The 19544-nt window shown below is 41.6% G+C and carries 18 protein-coding genes; 8 read left to right on the forward strand and 10 right to left on the reverse strand.

Annotated features, from left to right (window positions below; translation table 11 throughout):
• Window positions 1-42: 42 nt before the first annotated feature.
• Genes AC1DUD_RS17755 through AC1DUD_RS17770 form a run of 4 tightly spaced genes read right to left on the reverse strand, consistent with a single transcriptional unit; the run spans window position 43 to window position 3189 of the window.
• Window positions 43-1566 carry a S41 family peptidase gene (locus AC1DUD_RS17755; protein WP_477376723.1) on the reverse strand — a complete coding sequence of 508 codons (1524 nt, stop codon included), beginning with the start codon at window positions 1564-1566 and terminating at the stop codon, window positions 43-45.
• A 54-nt stretch (window positions 1567-1620) separates the two neighbouring features.
• Complete coding sequence (locus AC1DUD_RS17760) at window positions 1621-2229, reverse strand: HAD family hydrolase (protein ID WP_477376726.1); 609 nt, start codon at window positions 2227-2229, stop codon at window positions 1621-1623.
• A complete protein-coding gene (locus AC1DUD_RS17765; protein ID WP_110585961.1) occupies window positions 2229-2528 on the reverse strand; it encodes a hypothetical protein in 300 nt (99 codons plus the stop codon). The genes AC1DUD_RS17760 and AC1DUD_RS17765 overlap by 1 nt, the downstream gene beginning before the upstream one ends.
• 1 nt (window position 2529) lies before the next feature.
• Window positions 2530-3189, reverse strand: a complete 660-nt coding sequence (locus AC1DUD_RS17770) for an ABC transporter ATP-binding protein (RefSeq protein WP_477376728.1) — start codon at window positions 3187-3189, stop codon at window positions 2530-2532.
• A 463-nt stretch (window positions 3190-3652) separates the two neighbouring features.
• Between AC1DUD_RS17770 and sucC the strand changes: the two genes are divergently transcribed.
• Complete coding sequence (gene sucC, locus AC1DUD_RS17775; protein WP_477376730.1) at window positions 3653-4846, forward strand: ADP-forming succinate--CoA ligase subunit beta; 1194 nt, start codon at window positions 3653-3655, stop codon at window positions 4844-4846.
• A gap of 349 nt (window positions 4847-5195) precedes the next feature.
• Here sucC and AC1DUD_RS17780 read toward each other — a convergent pair whose 3' ends face one another.
• Window positions 5196-6056 carry a sigma-70 family RNA polymerase sigma factor gene (locus AC1DUD_RS17780; protein WP_477376732.1) on the reverse strand — a complete coding sequence of 287 codons (861 nt, stop codon included), beginning with the start codon at window positions 6054-6056 and terminating at the stop codon, window positions 5196-5198.
• Between the two features lie 228 nt (window positions 6057-6284).
• On the opposite strand from AC1DUD_RS17780, the gene AC1DUD_RS17785 reads away from it, so the two are divergent.
• Both AC1DUD_RS17785 and AC1DUD_RS17790 read left to right on the forward strand, forming a co-directional pair.
• Complete coding sequence (locus AC1DUD_RS17785; RefSeq protein ID WP_477376734.1) at window positions 6285-6932, forward strand: DUF2975 domain-containing protein; 648 nt, start codon at window positions 6285-6287, stop codon at window positions 6930-6932.
• A 3-nt stretch (window positions 6933-6935) separates the two neighbouring features.
• Entirely contained in the window at window positions 6936-7136 is a 201-nt protein-coding gene (locus tag AC1DUD_RS17790) for a helix-turn-helix domain-containing protein (protein ID WP_091219610.1), read from the forward strand.
• Window positions 7137-7483: 347 nt separating this feature from the next.
• Here the strand turns inward: AC1DUD_RS17790 and AC1DUD_RS17795 are convergent, their stop codons facing one another.
• On the reverse strand, window positions 7484-9727 hold the full coding sequence (locus AC1DUD_RS17795) for a sodium-translocating pyrophosphatase (RefSeq protein ID WP_477376737.1): 2244 nt from the start codon (window positions 9725-9727) through the stop codon (window positions 7484-7486).
• A gap of 152 nt (window positions 9728-9879) precedes the next feature.
• Between AC1DUD_RS17795 and AC1DUD_RS17800 the strand changes: the two genes are divergently transcribed.
• A complete protein-coding gene (locus AC1DUD_RS17800; protein ID WP_477376739.1) occupies window positions 9880-11346 on the forward strand; it encodes an APC family permease in 1467 nt (488 codons plus the stop codon).
• Complete coding sequence (dacB, locus tag AC1DUD_RS17805; protein WP_477376741.1) at window positions 11324-12730, forward strand: D-alanyl-D-alanine carboxypeptidase/D-alanyl-D-alanine endopeptidase; 1407 nt, start codon at window positions 11324-11326, stop codon at window positions 12728-12730. Before AC1DUD_RS17800 ends, dacB begins: the two co-directional genes overlap by 23 nt.
• Before the next feature lie 19 nt (window positions 12731-12749).
• Here the strand turns inward: dacB and AC1DUD_RS17810 are convergent, their stop codons facing one another.
• On the reverse strand, window positions 12750-13682 hold the full coding sequence (locus tag AC1DUD_RS17810; RefSeq protein ID WP_477376743.1) for an HNH endonuclease: 933 nt from the start codon (window positions 13680-13682) through the stop codon (window positions 12750-12752).
• A gap of 103 nt (window positions 13683-13785) precedes the next feature.
• Here AC1DUD_RS17810 and AC1DUD_RS17815 point away from each other — a divergent pair, with 103 nt between their 5' ends.
• Window positions 13786-14187, forward strand: a complete 402-nt coding sequence (locus AC1DUD_RS17815; RefSeq protein WP_477376745.1) for a hypothetical protein — start codon at window positions 13786-13788, stop codon at window positions 14185-14187.
• Window positions 14188-14190: 3 nt separating this feature from the next.
• Here the strand turns inward: AC1DUD_RS17815 and AC1DUD_RS17820 are convergent, their stop codons facing one another.
• From AC1DUD_RS17820 to AC1DUD_RS17830, 3 genes are all read right to left on the reverse strand, one after another.
• On the reverse strand, window positions 14191-14652 hold the full coding sequence (locus AC1DUD_RS17820; RefSeq protein WP_477376747.1) for a lactate dehydrogenase: 462 nt from the start codon (window positions 14650-14652) through the stop codon (window positions 14191-14193).
• A gap of 84 nt (window positions 14653-14736) precedes the next feature.
• Complete coding sequence (locus tag AC1DUD_RS17825) at window positions 14737-15780, reverse strand: response regulator (protein ID WP_477376749.1); 1044 nt, start codon at window positions 15778-15780, stop codon at window positions 14737-14739.
• Complete coding sequence (locus AC1DUD_RS17830) at window positions 15777-16964, reverse strand: PAS domain-containing sensor histidine kinase (RefSeq protein WP_477376752.1); 1188 nt, start codon at window positions 16962-16964, stop codon at window positions 15777-15779. The genes AC1DUD_RS17825 and AC1DUD_RS17830 overlap by 4 nt, the downstream gene beginning before the upstream one ends.
• A 186-nt stretch (window positions 16965-17150) precedes the next feature.
• Between AC1DUD_RS17830 and AC1DUD_RS17835 the strand changes: the two genes are divergently transcribed.
• Both AC1DUD_RS17835 and AC1DUD_RS17840 read left to right on the forward strand, forming a co-directional pair.
• A complete protein-coding gene (locus AC1DUD_RS17835) occupies window positions 17151-18392 on the forward strand; it encodes a YdcF family protein (RefSeq protein WP_477376754.1) in 1242 nt (413 codons plus the stop codon).
• A 95-nt stretch (window positions 18393-18487) separates the two neighbouring features.
• Complete coding sequence (locus tag AC1DUD_RS17840; RefSeq protein ID WP_477376756.1) at window positions 18488-19366, forward strand: hypothetical protein; 879 nt, start codon at window positions 18488-18490, stop codon at window positions 19364-19366.
• Window positions 19367-19544: the final 178 nt, after the last annotated feature.

A 19544-nucleotide genomic window follows, 5' to 3' on the forward strand; every position in this document is an offset into this window, starting at 1 on the left:
TTAGGCTTTGCGCATTCTGCTTTTAGCTTATATAAAATATACTTATTGCTTCTTTTTCCTTTTAAAAATAGCAGGCTTTTTAAGCATTAATCCATTGGTTTTTCGTTGCTCAAGCTGTTGCGCCATTTTTCGGGTTTGCTCCGCCGAACGTGTATTTAGCGATTGGGCTAAACTTTGCGTTTGCAGGGAACTAAGCTTATATGTACCTTTTCTGATAAACTTTACCGCATGTGCTAAAAGGGTTTCGGTAGTATCTCCGAAGTCTTTTGTTAAATCGTCATCGTCAGCAAAACCATCGTAAGTGGTACTCCCGGGTGTCATACCTGAATAATAATCCCCTTTATTGGCCGAGTTTCTTGTTGAAAACATTGGCATGTAAAGCTGGTACCTGTTTATATCGATATTGTAAAATCCAACAGGTTTACCATAAGTGGTTAAGCCTATCAGTTTAACATCCATTTGAGGGATCAAGTTATTGATGGTGAGCTCGCTTGCTGAAGCTGTACCTCCGGTAACAATAAAAAATATACGGCTAAGGTTTAATGAACCCCTCTTTTTGAAATTAACAGATTGATTATTTACCGAAAAGAAACCCCTTGGTATTTCGTAAAGATTCTTAAATAAGGTGTAATTATCTGATGTTAGTTTATCGTTAAAATATGAAGTGTACATTTTTGTTCCCGATTTTGAAGCTGGAACCAGGAAGTTATCCAGGATCTCGGCTGTTTCAACTGATCCGCCGCCGTTGTAGCGCAGGTCAATCACAAGATCGGTTATACCACCAAACGTGCTGAACGTGTTTATGAGTTGTGGAACCGCATTAGTTGTGTCTGTAAACGAATTAAAAACCATATAGCCGATCTTTTTACCGTCAACATCAATAACCCGATGGGTAATAACGGGGTTTATGGTGTATTTTTCTGTATTGAGGTTTACGGTAATCGTGGTGTTGTCTGCTCTGACTAAGGTCATTGATATTGTTTTACTATAAGCGTATGCGTTTACAACAAACTGTGTCGTAGCGCCTCCATTGTCGTAAGTAAGATCAGTGCGTCCGTTTATCTTAGTTATCTGATAGCCGCGTTTAATACCGGCTTTATCGGCAGGCGACCCCGGGTAAACATATTTAACTCTCAGATCGGTGTTTATGGGGTAAAAAACAGAAAAACCGAAATCACCGCCATTGCCGCCTAATTCACTTGATACGGAGCCGTCATCAATAAATGAATATTTGGCACTTCCCGAATTATCATAATATTCATAAGGCTGCTTAGTGGCCGGGTTAATAGCATATTGCGATAAGTGGTCAACCTCACTGCTTAAACCGGTAATGGTATCGGCACTTACATAATTGCGCGGCTGAAAATTTTTATACGTAGGTAGCTGATCATACCACAGGTAAGTTTCTTTAGGGTATAGAAATACCGAATCCCTGATGCGGTCAAGCAGTGTGCCGGTACTTGGCGGCCCCGAATTATCGTCGTTATTGCCGCCCGGCTTGTCCTTTTTGCAGGCTGCGAGTGAAACTATGGCGATTACTGTTAAAAAGTAAAATATTTTTCTCATAAGCTTGAGTTTAAGTATTTAGACGCCTTGTTAGTAAGTATGTTATAGTTGATATTATAAAAAATCATTGACATTAATACAGTCAATACCGCTGGCTTCGGCGCAGCGCCTGTCGGTTTCTGAGTTTTCAATCATCACAATCTCTTTACGCTGGAGGCCATGTTCCTGAATAAGCAGGTTTATTACATCAGGCTCGGGTTTCGGAGCGGTTTCTTCGGTAAAGTAGCAACGGAGATATTTTTCCAGTCCGTGCCATTCCGTTTGTTTTATTTTGTTTACTTGTTCCTGTACGTTGCCATTGGTTACAATGAACAGTGCTTTGCGGTCGACCACAATTTCCTGCATCAAGGTAAGTATATTCTGATACAAAAGCAGTTTCAGCGGTAATTTGGCAGTTAAAAGCAGGTTTTCAAACTTATCGCGGTATTGCTCAGCTACCGGAAATTGCTCCGTTAAGCGGTTAAAAGCAGCATCCTTCCCTTCAGTTATATACGTATCGGTTAGTACTTTGGTTGCAGCCTTAGCATCAATCAGCTCAATATATTCAAGCATGTTTGCAAACAGGTAATAAGCCTGAAAGTAATAATCCTTCGCCGGATAAAGCACATCATCTAACTCAAAAATAAAAGCCGTTTTACGTTTATCAATATCCTTATAGTCCATTAAGCAATTACGTGTAGTTTTATATCGTATTCATTAAAAAGGGTTTCGGCCTTTAGTAAAAGCGCTGTTTCATCGGGCCTTAATAAATAAACCGAATCAACGCCTTTATCAAGGCAAAGCGTTAACATCTCGTGCGTATAACTTGCCGAAGCCGGTTTAGGCAACAAGATCATTTTGCCTGTTTTAACCATAAAATCGGGCAAATCCATATGATCACCTAAAATAATATTTTTTCCTTCCAGTTTGTTTTTAAGCTGATAGGCTTGTGCCGATGTGGCGGCTGTAATTAAAATGCTCATGTTAATGGGCGTTAACAATTAAACCATCCTTCATTGTAACTGTACGGTCAGACAGGTTTGCAAGATCTTCATTATGAGTAACAATTACAAACGTTTGTCTGAAATCATTCTTCAGTTTAATAAATAATTCATGTAGTTCAAGCGCGTTGACCGAGTCAAGGTTACCCGAAGGTTCATCTGCAAAAATAAGGGCAGGGTTATTGATCAGTGCGCGCGCTACGGCTACCCTTTGCTGCTCACCGCCCGAGAGTTGATTGGGTTTGTGGTGTAGCCTTTCTTTTAAACCAAGCAGGTCAAGCAATTCAGATGCTTTTTTTTCAGCATCGGATTTTGATTTTCCGGCTATAAAAGCCGGGATACAAACGTTTTCAAGGGCACTGAACTCAGCAAGCAAATGATGAAACTGGAATATAAAACCAATCTGCCGGTTACGGAAATCACTCAGGTTTTTATTGCTGAGCTTATTTAGCTCGATATCATTAATGTACAACTCGCCCGAATCTGGCCTGTCAAGTGTGCCTAATATGTTAAGCAGGGAGCTTTTTCCCGCTCCCGAGGCCCCAACGATGGTCACAATTTCGCCTTTTTGTACCTCAAGATCAACACCTTTTAATATTTGCAGCTGTCCGTACGATTTATGGATAGATTTGGCTTTAAGCATTTGACAAAGTTAACGGATTAGCTGATTTATTTGTTTGGGTTGGATGGATTTGTTGTTTCTCGCAAAGGCGCTAAGACGCAAAGGTTTTTTACGGCTTGTGCGTAGGCCGCGTTAGGGATAGGAGTGGAAAGCCCGGAGCGTGCGATGACTCTGTGCGTTGGCAAAGCGAGGACTTGTAGCGGATAGCCCGGGCCGCAGGCAACGCCATATCGATTTCGGATTTTGGATGTTCGATTTCGGATTTATACAGATTGAAGAACTTACAGAACGGCGACACCCAATAATAGCTATTTTATTAATTTTCTTCTTTGTGCTTTTGAGTGCTTAAAAATTAAAGCGGTATTAGCTGATTAAATGTTATTGTAAATACAATGTTATTTACCCTAAATAAGGGCAAATAAACTGAAACAAGGTGTTTACCGTTTCAAACAAAATTGTAGCTTTACCGCAAATTCTTCAAAACATGAATATTCACGAATATCAGGGTAAAGCTATATTAAAAAGCTATGGCGTTAGAGTTCAGGAAGGCATTGTAGCCGATACTGTTGAGCAGGCTGCTGAGGCTGCCCAAAAATTGAAAGAAGACCTGGGATCAAGCTGGGTAGTGATAAAAGCACAGATCCACGCAGGTGGCCGTGGTAAAGGCGGTGGCGTTAAACTTGCCAAAAATATCGACCAGGTAAAAGAAATATCAGGTAATATTTTAGGTATGCAGCTGGTTACTCCACAAACCGGTCCTGAAGGTAAAAAAGTTAAGAAGGTTTTAGTAGCACAGGATGTTTATTATCCGGGCGAAAGCGAAACCAAAGAGTTTTACATGAGCGTGTTGCTTGACCGTGCACGTGGCCGTAACATCATCATGTACAGCACCGAAGGCGGCATGGATATTGAGGAAGTTGCACATTCAACTCCTGAGCTTATATTTAAAGAAGAGATTGACCCTAAAGTTGGTTTACAGGGCTTCCAAACCCGTAAAATAGCTTTTAACCTTGGCCTTGAAGGCGAAGCTTTTAAGGATATGACCAAATTCATTGCTGCTTTATACAAAGCCTATGAAGGTACCGATTCATCACAATTTGAAATTAACCCGGTTTTAAAAACCTCTGATAATAAAATTTTAGCTGTTGACGCCAAAGTAAACCTTGACGATAACGCGCTGTACCGTCACCCGGATTATGCTGCAATGCGTGACACCGATGAGGAAGATCCAACTGAGGTTGAAGCCAGCAAATCAAACCTTAACTATGTTAAGCTTGATGGTAACGTTGGTTGTATGGTTAATGGCGCCGGTTTAGCTATGGCTACCATGGATATCATCAAAATTGCCGGCGGCGAGCCTGCCAACTTCCTTGACGTAGGTGGTACTGCCAACGCGCAAACTGTAAAAGCTGGTTTCAATATCATCCTTTCTGATCCTAACGTAAAAGCTATCCTGATCAATATTTTTGGTGGTATAGTACGTTGCGATCGTGTAGCACAAGGTGTAATTGATGCTTATAACGAGATCGGTAATATCCCGGTTCCAATCATCGTGCGTTTACAAGGCACAAACGCTGCCGAAGCAAAAGCATTGATCGATAACTCAGGTTTGAAAGTTTACTCGGCTATATTGCTGAAAGAAGCTGCAGACCGTGTTAAAGAGGTTTTAGCGCTCTAATTTATAGAGATTAGAGGTTGGTGATTAAAGATTAGTTGCCAATTTCTTTAGATATGAAAAGCGGTGAGTTTTGGCTCACCGCTTTTTTTGTAGGTACGCGTTTGTGCTCGCGCTCTATACCACGTCATTGCGAGGAACGAAGCAATCCCCAATAAGCAGAGCAGCTATGCAAATTCCTCTGTACAGTTTGAGATTATTAATAATTATAATTTGATTTTTATAGGTATTAATGAGCTCCCTACGGTCGGTTGTCTTCGTACCTCGCAATGACGGTAGGGAGAGGGTATGTAGTACAAACAAAAAAGCCACCGGCTTTAACCGATGGCTTCTGATATTTTTAAGATTGTGATTAACCTAAGTATGATTTCAATATTTTGCTCCTTGAAGTGTGGCGCAGACGCTGTAAAGCTTTATCCTTAATCTGGCGTACACGTTCGCGGGTAAGGTTAAATTTTTCGCCAATTTCTTCTAACGAAAGCGGGTGGTTAGTGCCTAAACCAAAGAACAATATAATGATCTCACGCTCCCGCTCAGTTAAGGTTGAAAGCGAACGTTTGATCTCTTCAGATAATGACTCATTGATCAGGATCGAATCGGTGTTGGGTTCCTGATTTTCCAGTACGTCAAGCAGCGTATTTTCTTCACCCTGTACAAACGGTGCATCCATTGACACATGACGACCAGAATTGCTTAGCGTATCCGAGATCTTATCAACAGTGGTTTCAAGGATATCGGCAAGTTCTTCGGGCGATGGTTCACGTTCGTACTCCTGCTCAAGCTTTGAAAAAGCCTTGCTGATCTTACTTAATGAACCTACCTGGTTAAGTGGTAAACGCACAATACGTGATTGCTCGGCAATGGCCTGCAATATTGATTGGCGAATCCACCATACAGCGTACGATATAAATTTAAAGCCTTTTGTTTCGTCAAAACGTTTGGCAGCTTTGATCAGGCCAAGGTTACCCTCGTTAATCAAATCACCCAGTGTAAGACCCTGGTTTTGGTATTGTTTAGCAACAGATACAACAAAGCGAAGGTTCGTTTTGGTTAAACGCTCCAATGCCGCCTGGTCGCCCTCGCGGATCTTCTGAGCTAAAATTACTTCTTCTTCGGCGGTTATTAGGTCTACCTTACCAATCTCGTGAAGATATTTATCAAGCGATTGCGACTCGCGATTGGTAATGGATTGCGTTATTTTGAGTTGTCTCATCTATTTAATAAACCTGTCTATTCCTTATATCCTGAATAGAACGTGCAAAGCTAATATTTTGTTTCTAAAATAAAACATATAAATCAGAAATAGCAATAGCAGTGTCAAATTTTATATTTTAATTTTTTGATTGATGATTTACAGATAAAATTTATTGTAAAACGATGAATTTATTTTGTTATTTAATAAATATTGTTTTCATTTGAATTGAATTAATATCATAGTGTAATGAAAAAGGTACGTGCCCTGCAAATACTTGTTTATATAGTGTTTGGTTTGTTTGTTTTTCAGAATATGGCCGCCGATATGTGGCTGGGGTTTCAGGATGGATATAATGATGGAATGGGTGCTACCGATGGCGTTAAAAGATACGGGCCAACATTGCAGGCCACTATTGACGGAAGCTTCATTTCGCAAAAAAATAATGGCGAAATGAAGATAGGTGACGATTATACTTTAAAGAATATAATTATAAACAGTAATATTGTTGTTAATAATGATAATATATCTGCATCCTGGTTGTTGAATGTGATTGAAATTGGACTGGTACTTATTACAACTGTAATAGTAATAAGGATAGCATATCTTATTAATAAGGTTATTGTAAATATTGTAGAAGGCACTTTGTTTGAGCCGCAATGTATTAAGCTGATCAAAAGCACAGGGATACTGCTGTTACTATTTACATTGATTGATTATGCAGGCCAGCAGGTATCTTACCGGTTATTAATAGCTAAGCTGCACTTGCCGCTAAAAATCATCAATACCTCGGCATTTAATTTTGGTACGCTGCTGTTTGCCATATTGGTATTTATATTGGCGGAAGCGTTTAAGCAGGGTGTCAGGCTTAAAGAGGAACAAGCGTTAACTATTTAAACTATGCCTATTATTATTAATCTTGATGTGATGATGGCAAAGCGAAAAATGTCATTAAATGAACTGAGCGACAGGGTAGGGATCACCATATCAAATCTTTCTATTCTGAAAACGGGTAAAGCGAAAGCTATCCGTTTTGAAACCCTTGAAGCGATATGTAAAGCCCTCGATTGCCAGCCGGGAGATATTTTGGAGTACAAGTGAAATAGAATGAGGCTGTATTATAAATCAAATTGACCAACTTTGGTGTTGTGTCACCTATGAATTGAAATTTAGCTGATAATATTTATACAAAAAGGGGGTTAACTTGTTTTCTGTATAAAAAGCGCTCAATTAGCTGATTGTCAATTGTATAATGAAATGTTAACCCTGAATTGTGTTAACCCTGTTAACCCCTTTTGTTAGTGGAGACAATCCAACCCAAACTTGCAATCCCTAACACTGAATTAAGATTAATAAATCCAATAATCCGGCAAATCGTATAAATCCTGGTTCAGACAACAAAAAAGCCGCCCTCATCGGGCGGCTCTTCTCATTAAATATAAAAACTATTAAACACTTTTCTCTGCTTTAACAACCACGTGAATGCTCATAGGTTGTTTATTCATCTCTTTTTGAATCCTGGCACTGGTGGCAGCCGGGTGGCTATTCAGGTGAGGAGCAATAACCAATGAAACTATCGACATTAATTTAATAAGGATATTCATGGAAGGGCCAGAAGTATCTTTGAAAGGATCGCCTACGGTATCACCTGTTACTGATGCTTTATGTGGTTCAGATTTTTTGTAGAAGATCTCGCCATTGATCTCACATCCTTTTTCAAAGGATTTTTTGGCATTGTCCCATGCACCGCCGGCATTGCTCTGGAAAATACCCATCAACACGCCAGATACGGTAACGCCGGCCAGCAGGCCGCCTAATACTTCGGGACCAAAGGCAAAACCGATAATAATAGGGGTGATCAGTGCTATTAAGCCAGGGGCAACCATTTCACGGATTGATGCTTTGGTTGATATGGCCACGCATTTTTCGTATTCGGGTTTACCTTCGTAGGTCATGATGCCCGGAATTTCGCGGAACTGGCGGCGTACTTCTTCAACCATGGCCATAGCAGCACGGCCTACTGCCGAGATACACAAGGCCGAAAAAATGAAAGGGATCATCCCGCCAACAAACAGGCCGGATAATACATCTGCCTTATAAATATCAATATGCTCAATACCTGCTACACCTACAAAAGCCGCAAACAGCGCCAGCGAAGTTAATGCTGCCGAAGCAATGGCAAAGCCTTTACCTGTAGCAGCGGTAGTGTTACCAACGGCATCCAGGTTATCCGTGCGATGACGAACTTCTTCAGGTAAACGGCTCATTTCGGCAATACCACCGGCATTATCCGCAATTGGGCCAAAAGCATCGATAGCCAATTGCATGGCAGTTGTTGCCATCATACCGGCAGCGGCAATAGCTACGCCGTATAAACCGGCGAAATGATATGAACCATAAATTCCCGATGCCAAAACAAGGATTGGCAGCACGGTCGATTCCATGCCTACTGATAAGCCACCGATAATATTGGTAGCGTGACCGGTTGACGACTGCCTGATGATGCTCAGTACCGGGCGTTTACCCATAGCTGTATAATATTCTGTAATGATCGACATTAAAGTACCTACTACGAGGCCAACCACTATTGATCCGAAAACGCCATTTTTGGTGAAAGGAATGATGCCTTCTTTTACAACACCGTTAACTTCGTCACGTACCATGTGAAATTCGCCGGCAGGCAACATCCATTGTACAACAAAATAAGTAGCGATGGCAGTTAGTATAATTGATGCCCAATTGCCTATGTTCAGAGCATTTTGAACGCTATCGGTTTCTTTCTTGATTTTTACAAGCGATGCGCCAACAATTGAAAATATTAATCCAAGACCTGCAATAACCATCGGTAGCAATACCGGGGCTATACCGCCAAAGTTATCGTGCGATACAATTTCGCGGCCCAGTACCATGGTAGCCAGCATAGTGGCAACATATGAGCCAAAAAGATCGGCACCCATACCTGCAACATCGCCTACGTTATCGCCTACGTTATCGGCAATGGTAGCAGGGTTACGAACATCATCCTCCGGGATGCCTGCTTCAACTTTACCTACAAGGTCGGCACCTACGTCTGCCGCTTTGGTGTAGATCCCGCCGCCAACACGGGCAAATAGTGCAATTGATTCGGCACCTAATGAAAAGCCGGCCAAAACGTCAAGCGCTTTTGCCATGGCCTCGCCGTTAACAGTACTGCCTGCTACCTTAACTACATAAACCTGGTAAAAAACAATAAAAAGTGATCCTAAACCAATAATGGCTAAACCGGCAACGCCTAAGCCCATCACGGTACCGCCGGTAAATGATACTTTTAATGCTTGTGCCAAACTGGTACGTGCAGCCTGCGTAGTACGTACGTTAGCTTTGGTAGCGATACGCATCCCCAGGTAACCGGCAAAGGCCGATAGAAACGCGCCTATCACAAATGATATGGCAATAACCCAGCTCGAAGTGGCAACTGTGGTGCCCGACCAGGCCAGTAAAATAGCTGCGACTGCAACAAAGCCGCCAAGTACTTTCCATTCGGCACGTAAAAATGCCATGGCGCCGTCGGCTATGTAACCGGCAAGCGTGGCCATTTCGCCATCACCTGCGTCTTGTTTGGTAACCCAGGCGGCTTTAACGGCCATAACAAGGATCCCGATAAGTCCAAAAACAGGAATTAAATAAATTAAGTAATTGTTCAGAAAATCCATATCACAAATTTAGTTTAGTAAGTAGGTGCCGTTTGGTTTTAACAGCGATTAATAATTGGTATTGCAAAATAGTAAATTTATTTATTTACTATGCTCAACCCTAATATTAAAGTTTTTTGAATAGTTTAGAGATTTAAACCCTAAAACAATATATGGCGAAAAACTCATCGCAACCCAAAATGAAACACGAGCTGAGCTTGCTGGATGGTACCATGCTGGTATCGGGATCCATGATAGGTTCAGGTATTTTTATAGTTAGTGCAGATATTACCCGTAACGTAGGCTCGGCCGGCTGGCTGATAGCCATCTGGATCATTACCGGGTTCATGACCCTTACCGCCGCCCTTAGCTATGGCGAATTAAGCGGGATGTTTCCTAAAGCAGGCGGCCAGTATGTTTATTTAAAAGAGGCTTACAATAAGCTAATAGCATTTTTATATGGCTGGAGTTTTTTCGCGGTGATCCAAACCGGTACCATCGCAGCCGTAGGTGTGGCGTTCAGTAAGTTTACGGCTTATTTAATACCGGCTTTTAGCGAAGATAATATATTGTGGAAACTGCAAACCGGGGCAACATCAACCGGCGACCCAAAGTTTTTTACTATAAGTGCTGCTCAGGTAGTATCCATTATATTGATCATTATCCTTACTTACGTAAATACCCGTGGTGTAAAAGGCGGAAAATTGATCCAAACTGTTTTTACATTAACTAAGCTCATTAGTTTATTCGGGCTTATTGCTTTTGGCTTGCTGGCTTTTAAAGGAGAGATCTGGCATGCCAACTGGACAAACGCCTGGGATTTGCATAACCTTAATAAAGACGGTAGTATTACCACCCTTACTACCGGCACTGCCCTTGGTGCTATAGCCGCCGCTATGGTGGGCTCTATTTTTAGCAGCGATGCCTGGAACAGCGTAACCTTTGTAGCCGGTGAGATGAAAAACCCCAAACGCGATGTGGCTTTAAGTATGATGTGGGGAACTATCATCGTAACTTTCATTTACGTGATGGCCAACGTGGTTTATACCGGTGTGCTATCATTACATGAAATTACTGTTGCCGATAAGGACAGGGTAGCGGTGGCTGCTTCGCACGTTATTTTTGGCAATATCGGTACTTATGTAATTGCCGTGATGATCATGGTATCAACGTTTGGTTGTAATAACGGTTTGATCCTTTCAGGAGCAAGGGTGTATTATACCATGGCTAAAGATGGTTTGTTTTTTAAGCAAACCGGTAACCTTAATAAATTCGGTGTGCCGCAGTTTGGGTTATGGATCCAGTGTGTGGTAGCTTCATTACTGTGCCTGAGTGGTCGTTACGGCGATTTGCTGGATATGATCTCCTTTGTGGTGGTGGTGTTTTATGTGTTAACGATATTGGGCATCTTTATTTTACGTGCCAAAATGCCTAATGCTGAGCGACCTTATAAAGCGATAGGTTATCCCGTTTTGCCTGCTTTATATATTATTATGGGTATAGCGTTTTGCATATTGTTATTTGCTTACAAACGTGACTTCGCCCTGTATGGCCTTGTAATTGTATTGATAGGGATCCCGATATATTATATCTCGCAGCGGAACGTTAAGAATGAGGATGAGAAGGTTACTGTTAGTTAGTTTTTTATTTATAGGGGGATATGCCGGGGCACAAACGCTTCAGCAAAAAATATCAAACGCTTTTAACCGTTTGCAGGCCGATAGCCAGTGCAGTTATGCATCGGTATCATTAACTGTACTTGACGCCAAAACCGGCGAACAGGTTTTTGGCGGCAACCCTAATATGGGGCTCGCAACAGCCTCAACGCTTAAAACCATTACCAGTATTACGGCTTTTAATGTTTTAGGTCCCGATTTTCAATATCAAACGCAGTTAGGTTATACCGGCGAAATTAGTGCCGACGGTACCCTCACGGGCGATATCATTATTAAAGGCGCCGGCGACCCAACCCTGGGCAGCTGGCGCTATGAACAAACCAAAGAAAATCATGTGCTTGCCCTGATGACTGCGGCCTTGCAAAAGGCAGGTATMAAAAAAATAAACGGCCGTATTATTGGCGATGACAGTATTTTCGGTACACAATCAATCCCCGAAGGCTGGATCTGGCAGGATATAGGAAATTATTACGGGGCAGGTACTTCGGGCCTTTGCTGGCGTGAAAACCAGTTTGATGTTAAACTACGTACTGGGGGCGTTGGTAATCCGGTTGGCGTATCCCGTACTGTTCCGCAAATGCCCTATCTTTCCTTTAAAAGCGAACTGATTAATGGTTCGGCAGGTTCGGGCGATAATGCTTATGCCTTTTTACCGGTTGGCAGCAAAGTGATGTATCTTCGGGGCACTTATGCTATAGACCAGGACAAAAAAAGTATTTCGGCAGCCCTGCCCGATGCTGCTTATGACGCTGCACTGAGGTTAAATGATACGTTAAGAAGTTTAGGTATTGCCATTGGTAACGAACCTGAATCCGCAGCTACTTTGAGTGCGAAGAATTTACCCTTGCCGGTTATTGCTAAGAATCTTGCAACTATCTCGTCACCAACCTTAAGCAAAATAGTTTATTGGCTAAACCAGAAAAGCATTAACCTGTATGCCGAACAGCTGCTTAAAACCATAGCCTGGAAGCAAGGCCGCAAGCCTACCACTGCCAACGGCGTTGATGAAGTACAGAAATTTTGGGCAGCCAAAGGGATTGATACAAGGAGTATGAATATCTATGATGGCAGCGGCCTTTCGCCCGGCGATAGGGTTACCACGTTAACACTGGCGCGCGTTTTGCAATCGGCTAAAAAGGAAAGCTGGTTTGCTGATCTTTATGCAAGCCTGCCTGTTTATAATGATATGAAAATGAAAAGCGGCAGCATCAATAATGTATTGTGCTATGCAGGTTATCAAACCAAAGGCGGACGTGAGCTTTGTTTTTCTATTATGGTTAATAATTTCAGCGGATCGAGCCGGGGGATAAAGGAAAAAATGTTCAAGGTGCTGGATGAGTTGAAGTAGGTATAGTTTGTTATGAACTCTATCCATTGTATACATTCGAATTGTGCCAATCAATAAAATAGGAATGTGGTTTTTCTATGTCTTTTCTTGGATAAGATATTAATTTATTTCCGTGGTATTTGTAATAGGTTTCCCCGCCATCAAATTCTTCTTTTATTCTTTTGCTAACTTCTATTCGTAGTTGTTTAGTAATCGTTATATAACCAGTATCAAATAGTCTGTGAAAATCTGATCTTAAAAGCAAACCATTGCAAGTTGAATTTGATCCTGATAATGCATAAGGTTTGATATGGGCTGCTTCAAGTACTGGTAACGCTTTCTCGCCACTAATTGCACACTTTCTACAATATGCATCAGTTACCAACACTCTAAAAGCTCCTTGGCCAATTCTTACCCTTGTTAAGGTAGGGTTACCATATTTTACGATGGGTTCTTCTAAAATCGACTGATTTTTATTGTAATTGATATCTAAATAATTTCCAAGTTTGCTTTCAACTTGTTCCCATAAACTGGCTCCTATATATTCCGTTGTCGAATATGACTTTCCCTGAACGATATTTTTAGCCCAATTATTGGGCAAAGAAATCCAATCTTCTTCTTGGAAAAAAATAGGGCTAGTTAAAACAATACATCCAATGGTCGGATTTATATTGGTCTTGTCTTTTCTATAATCGAAAATCTTTTTTTGAAAGTCTACGAAGCTATAGACTCCATTTCTGTTGTGAAACGTATCCCAAGCAATGGATAGTGGTAGAAATGTGTGAGTTAAGAAAAATCCTACGCCTCCAATGACATTTAATTGTCCCTTTAATTTGAATAAGAATGGATCACCAGGCGATAAAGCTCTAAACTTTCTATTTCCTCCGGGTTGCCAAAAGTTTACATCTTCTGGATTAATTTGACTTAAGTTCTTATACCAGCTATTATCAGTTACTCCTATGTAAAAGTTCACAGTATTTATATAATGGAAAATCTATAAGTTTGATTTTCTTAATCAATCTTTTAGCTAAAGATAAATATTAGAAGTATTTATTAACCTTTAAATCTAACTAGAGATGAATAAACTGATTTTTTTAATAAACCTCTTGTCAATAATGTTTTGTATTTCCTGCAAAAGCAAAAGCAGCTCAACTGATGATGTGCAATCTATTAAATTCAAATTTACAGAGCTTGGCCGTGAGACTCAGTTCAGGATCACCTGCGATAAGTTTAACTATTACTTCCCCGAAGGGAAAGAGAAAAACTTTGATAAAAAGCCTGCTATTGATAGCGTGATGCAGCTGCTAACCGGCATGAAAACGGTAAACGATGGTACCGAGCCTGATGTAAGGGGAAAGATCTATATTACCCACGCCAATAAAGCTATTGATACGGTTTGCGTTGGCGTTAAAGCGCTTAGCTATAAAGGCACAACTTATGAAACACCACAGGAGTTGTTAGTGCTGATCCAGAAATAAGATTTACAGCGCTTGCTTCATCTCATCCAAAACCACACTTCTGCAACCTTTAGCACAAACGCAGGCTTTGCCTACACATTTATTCAATTGCCAAAGATCGAGGCAGCGGATGATTTGATTGGCTGTTTCCTGTAAATCATCATCGGTATTCGTGGTATGTTGAGAAGATACAGCAGGGATATTGGCCAGTTTAATGCCAAATTGAGCGGCCGCTTCTTTATCGATATGAACGGTTTCGGATGATCGGGTTACAATATATTTAATACCCGCTGCTGCAAGCTTTTCCATAACACCGGCAGTTACCTCGTCATCAATGGTTATGATAGCTGCCGTTTTCCCTTCGGCAAATATGGCGGTATCCTGGCTGAGATTATTTGATATCAGCGTTATTTCGTGCTTTTTATGATTGGCTATCGCCAAAAACTCTTTTTCGAAGGGCTTAATATTGTAGGCTATCGCTTTCATCCATGATTTATTTAACCAAAGGCAAAGCTATCCTTAAGCTATCACCGCAGGAATGAGCAACATCAGCTAAAAAAGTGACGACGGTCAGTTTTTCATTTTACCAAGCCGTTCGGGCGAGAGCACGGTGATCTGGCTGCCCTTTTTATCAATGAGGTTTTCATCTTTAAAATCGGTGAGAGTGCGGCTTACTGTTTCAGTTGCCACCCCGGCCATCGCTGCGAGGTCCTCGCGCGAAACTTTGAAATCGCCCCCTTGTTGTTTATAAAGGCGCATCAGGGTATCGGCCATTCTTTTCCGTACGGAGTTATAGGCAAGCTGCAGTAGTTGCTCCTCTCTGTCGCGGATATGGTTGGAGAGCAGTTTGATAAACTCGCGGGCAACATCAGGATATAAATTAAGCAGATTATCCAACTGGTCTTTGGGGATCAGGCAGAGCAGGCTATCCTCCATTGCGGTCGCGGTATCTGAATAAGGCTCGTTGGAAAGCATAGCATTTACGCCAAGGTACTCTTCGGCCGAGTGAATGGCGGTCATCAGCTCGCGGCCATCGTTTGCCAGTTTAACCGTTTTGACCCTGCCGTTCAGTATCAGGTATAATCCATTCCCTTTATCGCCATCGTAATAGATAACCTGGTCTTTTTTAAACAGGCGCGCCTTACGTTCGGCAATAATGCGTTTAAGTTCGGCAAGACCACTGTTTTTTGATACAATCGAGTTCAAACTTTCAAGCGACTGGCTATAAAAGCTCTGCTGGGTGCTTTTTTTCCGGAGTCTGCTCTCAATCGCGCTCAATAATTCAATATCATCAAAGGGCTTGGTTAAATAATCATCTGCGCCCATTTCCATGCCCTTACGTTGGTCTATCCGTTCGGCTTTGGCAGTTAAAAATATAAAGGGAATGGTGGACGTTTTGGGGTTTTTGTTCAGCATGTATAAAACGCCATAACCGTCAAGTTCGGGCATCATGATATCACAAAGGATCACATCGGGCAGGTTTTTAACCGCCAGTTCTACTCCGGTTTTTCCGTTAGCAGACTCAAACACAGTATAACCGGCAAGTTCCAGTATTTCAACCACATTTTCGCGGATATCGGTATTATCTTCTATGATGAGGATCTTTTGGCTCATTGTGCAGGGAATGAAATGGTGAATAAGGTGCCTTCGTTTACATTGCTCTGGAAATCAACCTGGCCATTCATAAGGGCGGCATATCGGGCTACAATATTAAGCCCTAAACCGGTACCCGGGATATTGCCGGTATTATGCGCCCTAAAAAATGCCTCGAACAAATGCTTCTGATCATTTTCGGGAATACCTATGCCATTATCTTTTATAGTGATGGAACAACCGGAAGTGTTTATCTCAGTATTAAATTCGATAAAGCTATTCTCGCCGGAGTATTTAACGGCGTTTGTAATGAGGTTGATAATACAATTTTTGAGCAGGTTAATATCAAGCTGTACCATGCTGCTGGTACCGGTATGCTGATAAAGAATGTTTTGATTTTGTTTGGCCATCAACTGCATTTCCTCCGTAATTTCTTCGGCCAGCTTAACAAGGTCAAAAGTAGTATAGGAAGGTTCAACACGCCCTGCTTCCAGTTTTTCGAGCGAAAGGAAATCGTTCAGTATAGTGGTGAGGTTGCCAACCGCGTTTTTGATTTTATTAACATGTTTGCTTATCTGCGGGCTCTGTATAGGCTCTGCATATTTATCAATAAGCGAGGCCGATAATTGAACGGCACTTAAAGGAGTGCGAAACTCATGCGAGGCCATGGATACGAAGCGGCTTTTCAGTTGTCCCAGCTCTTTTTCTTTTTCGAGCGATTGACTTACCTCTTCCTTCGCTTTTTGCAACTCCTGAACAGATTGTTTTAAGGATAAAGTACGTTCCTCCACTACTTCTTCCAAATGGGAGGCATATTCCTTCAGTTTATCTTCGGCTTCTTTTTCGCGGCTCAGATCATGGATAAAGCCTGCATATATTTTGCGCCCCGAAAAATTCACATTACTAACACCAAGCCTGAAGGGGAATTGGGTGCCATCTTTGCGCAGTCCGGTAACTTCGCGGCCAATACCTATGATATGTGCCCTGCCGGTAGTTTGGTAACGATCAATATAATGGTCATGCTCCTGCTTGTAAGGCGGGGGCATTAATATCGATATATTTTTGCCGATAACTTCCTGCGGTTCGTACTGAAAAAGTTTACATGCCGATGGGTTGATGGTTTCTATATTCCCCCGTTCACCAATGGTAATAATACCATCGATGGCGTTTTCAATAATGGCTTTTAGTAAGGCGGCATTTTCCATGGGGGATATTCGGTAAAATTATCAGCTTTTACAAATATCAAAATTGACATGGACTATTTTGTCCTAAAGATGGTATATCTTAATTTAAATCAAAAATAGGCCTGTTTTGTAAGAGGAAAGTTACCGGCCGTTAACTTTGAGTTTATGTGCTTAGGCGTTATTTGCGCCTTGTAAAAAAACAGTTCAATGAAAAAAATCCTGCTACTAATAATGCTTGGGTTGAGTGGTTTAAGTGTCTCCGCACAAACACCGGCCCCCGTTAAAAATCCCCCGACAGATTATGTAAAGACTAAAAACTACGGCCTGCTAACTTTGTTTCAACAGGACGCCGAAGTAAGCACTTTACTTAAAAACGATGCTGAACTGGCCCAACTTACCAGGAAAAAACTAAGTGCCCTTAACAGTTCACTTAGCGATTGTAAAGACGCATCATGTTTAACAGCTGCTATAAAACTAACCGACGATGATATCAAATCAGTAAGCGACCGCCTTACAGCTTTATACAAAACAGGTAACGCACTTGACCGCCTGGTTAAATCAAAGCTGATCCCATCGGGCCAATACAGTTTGTATAAAAAACTATCGCCAGAGCAGTTGCTCGTGAAGGCATGGGAGCAGGATGCAGGCAGTATCAACTATACAATTGGGGTTTACGCTGAAGGCAAAAAGCCTAACTATCCGCAGATAGATTCGATTAGCTACAATGTTAAAGCGAGGGCATACTATACGCTAATGTACGATGCCTCGGCAACATTGGCGGGTGATATTAAAGGAACAAAATTGTTTTTTGAACCGGCCATGCAGGCTGCCCTGCTTTACCTGCAGATAAATGAAAGGCAGGATCCGGCTAACTACGAGCCTATGGAGCTAAACGCAAATAAGGCTGCCGTAACCCGCGTCAAAACCATTAAATGGGCCGATTATCCGTACTCAAATATCCTTGTACCGGGCGCTGGTCCGGATAATTTAACATCGCCGCTGAGCGGGGAGGGGATGCTGCGCTGCAGGCTGGCGGTACAGGAATATAAGGCAGGTAAAGCACCGTTCATCATTGTATCGGGCGGTAAGGTGCATCCTTATAAAACAAAGTATAATGAGGCTGAAGAAATGAAGGTATATCTGCTGAAAACCCTTCACATTCCCGAAAACGTGATCATCATTGAACCACATGCACGCCATACTACCACTAATATGCGCAACAGTGCCAGGCTGCTTTATAAATATGGTATCCCCGCCGATAAGCCGGGTATCGTAGTAACCGATAAATCACAAACAGATTTTATCATGACTATGGATGCCCGCTGCCAAAAGGAATTGAACTATGTGCCTTACAAATTGGCTAAGCGCAATTCTGAAACCGAAGTTGAATATTACCCGGTTGAGGAAGCCAAACAAATTGACCCGGATGAACCACTTGACCCCCGTTAATCATTATATAAAAGCTGAAAGCCGAATGCACAAAGCTTAAGGCTAAGGACTTGATTAATTACTTTATGTGGAATTAATAGATTTTATATAAAATCATGCAAAAACTTACTTTAACAATGATAGCTGCTGTGTTAGGTATCGGCAGTATTACCACCGGGACAATTGATCATAAACTTAACCGCGCCATAACCATCGATTCGTTAGGCGCCTGCCAGGGCATCTCTTACCAAAATGGCCGCATATTTTTATATGGCGACAGGGAAGTTGGGATGATTCGTGAGTTTAAGCTGGAAAATGATAGCCTGGTTTATCAGCATAAAGAATATAAACTAACCCAAAATGGGCAGGATGTTATTAACCACCCAACAGGTATAGCTTATAATAATGACAAGGGGCCAACTTTTATAGGTAACTCCATCCGTTTGAATGCCGCGGGCAGCCAATGGAGAGCGGTAATTTATAACGTAAACTGGAAAGGATTACTTAAAACCGGCACGCTGGATGGTAATTTAATTAATACCATTGAAGATGATGCCTGCATTCAGGGCACCCGCCCCGAATATGTAAAATATAATAATAAGTGGTATGTAGCCACTGCCGATTACGGTGATCATGGCAATGAAGTGCGTTTATACGACCCCGAAAAGCTGGCTAAAGCCAAAAGTACTAAGGAACCCGGCGTACTTTACAAAAAGTTTACCTGTACACCATGGGTACAAAACCTGTTTTGGAAGGCTGATAAAGGCGTTTTGGTACTTATCCAGAATAAACTCGAAGGCAGGCAGTGGCGGTTTACCTATGTTGATCTTAAAAAATCTATAGAAGCTGGCAAGCAAGTGGTGCTGAGCCAGATTGACGGCATAGACAGGGGCGATGAACTGGAAGGTTTTTCGCTACTTGGCGGCAACGAAAAAGGGATAGCCGTAACCTCGTCACGCAAAAATAACGTGAATTTTACCACTACTTCCTGGTAGTATGAAATCCTGTCAATAGACGGGTGTTTTTACTTTTTTTGTTAATGTAAACTTAACACTGAGGTGTTCTTTGGTTAAGATAGCTGGTTTAGCTTTGCTGCCATTATTACAATATTAATAACTCTGTATTAATATTATTTAATGATAACGCAATAATAATTATTAAATTATTAATTTC

Source organism: Mucilaginibacter sp. P4_A11, from assembly GCF_056402535.1.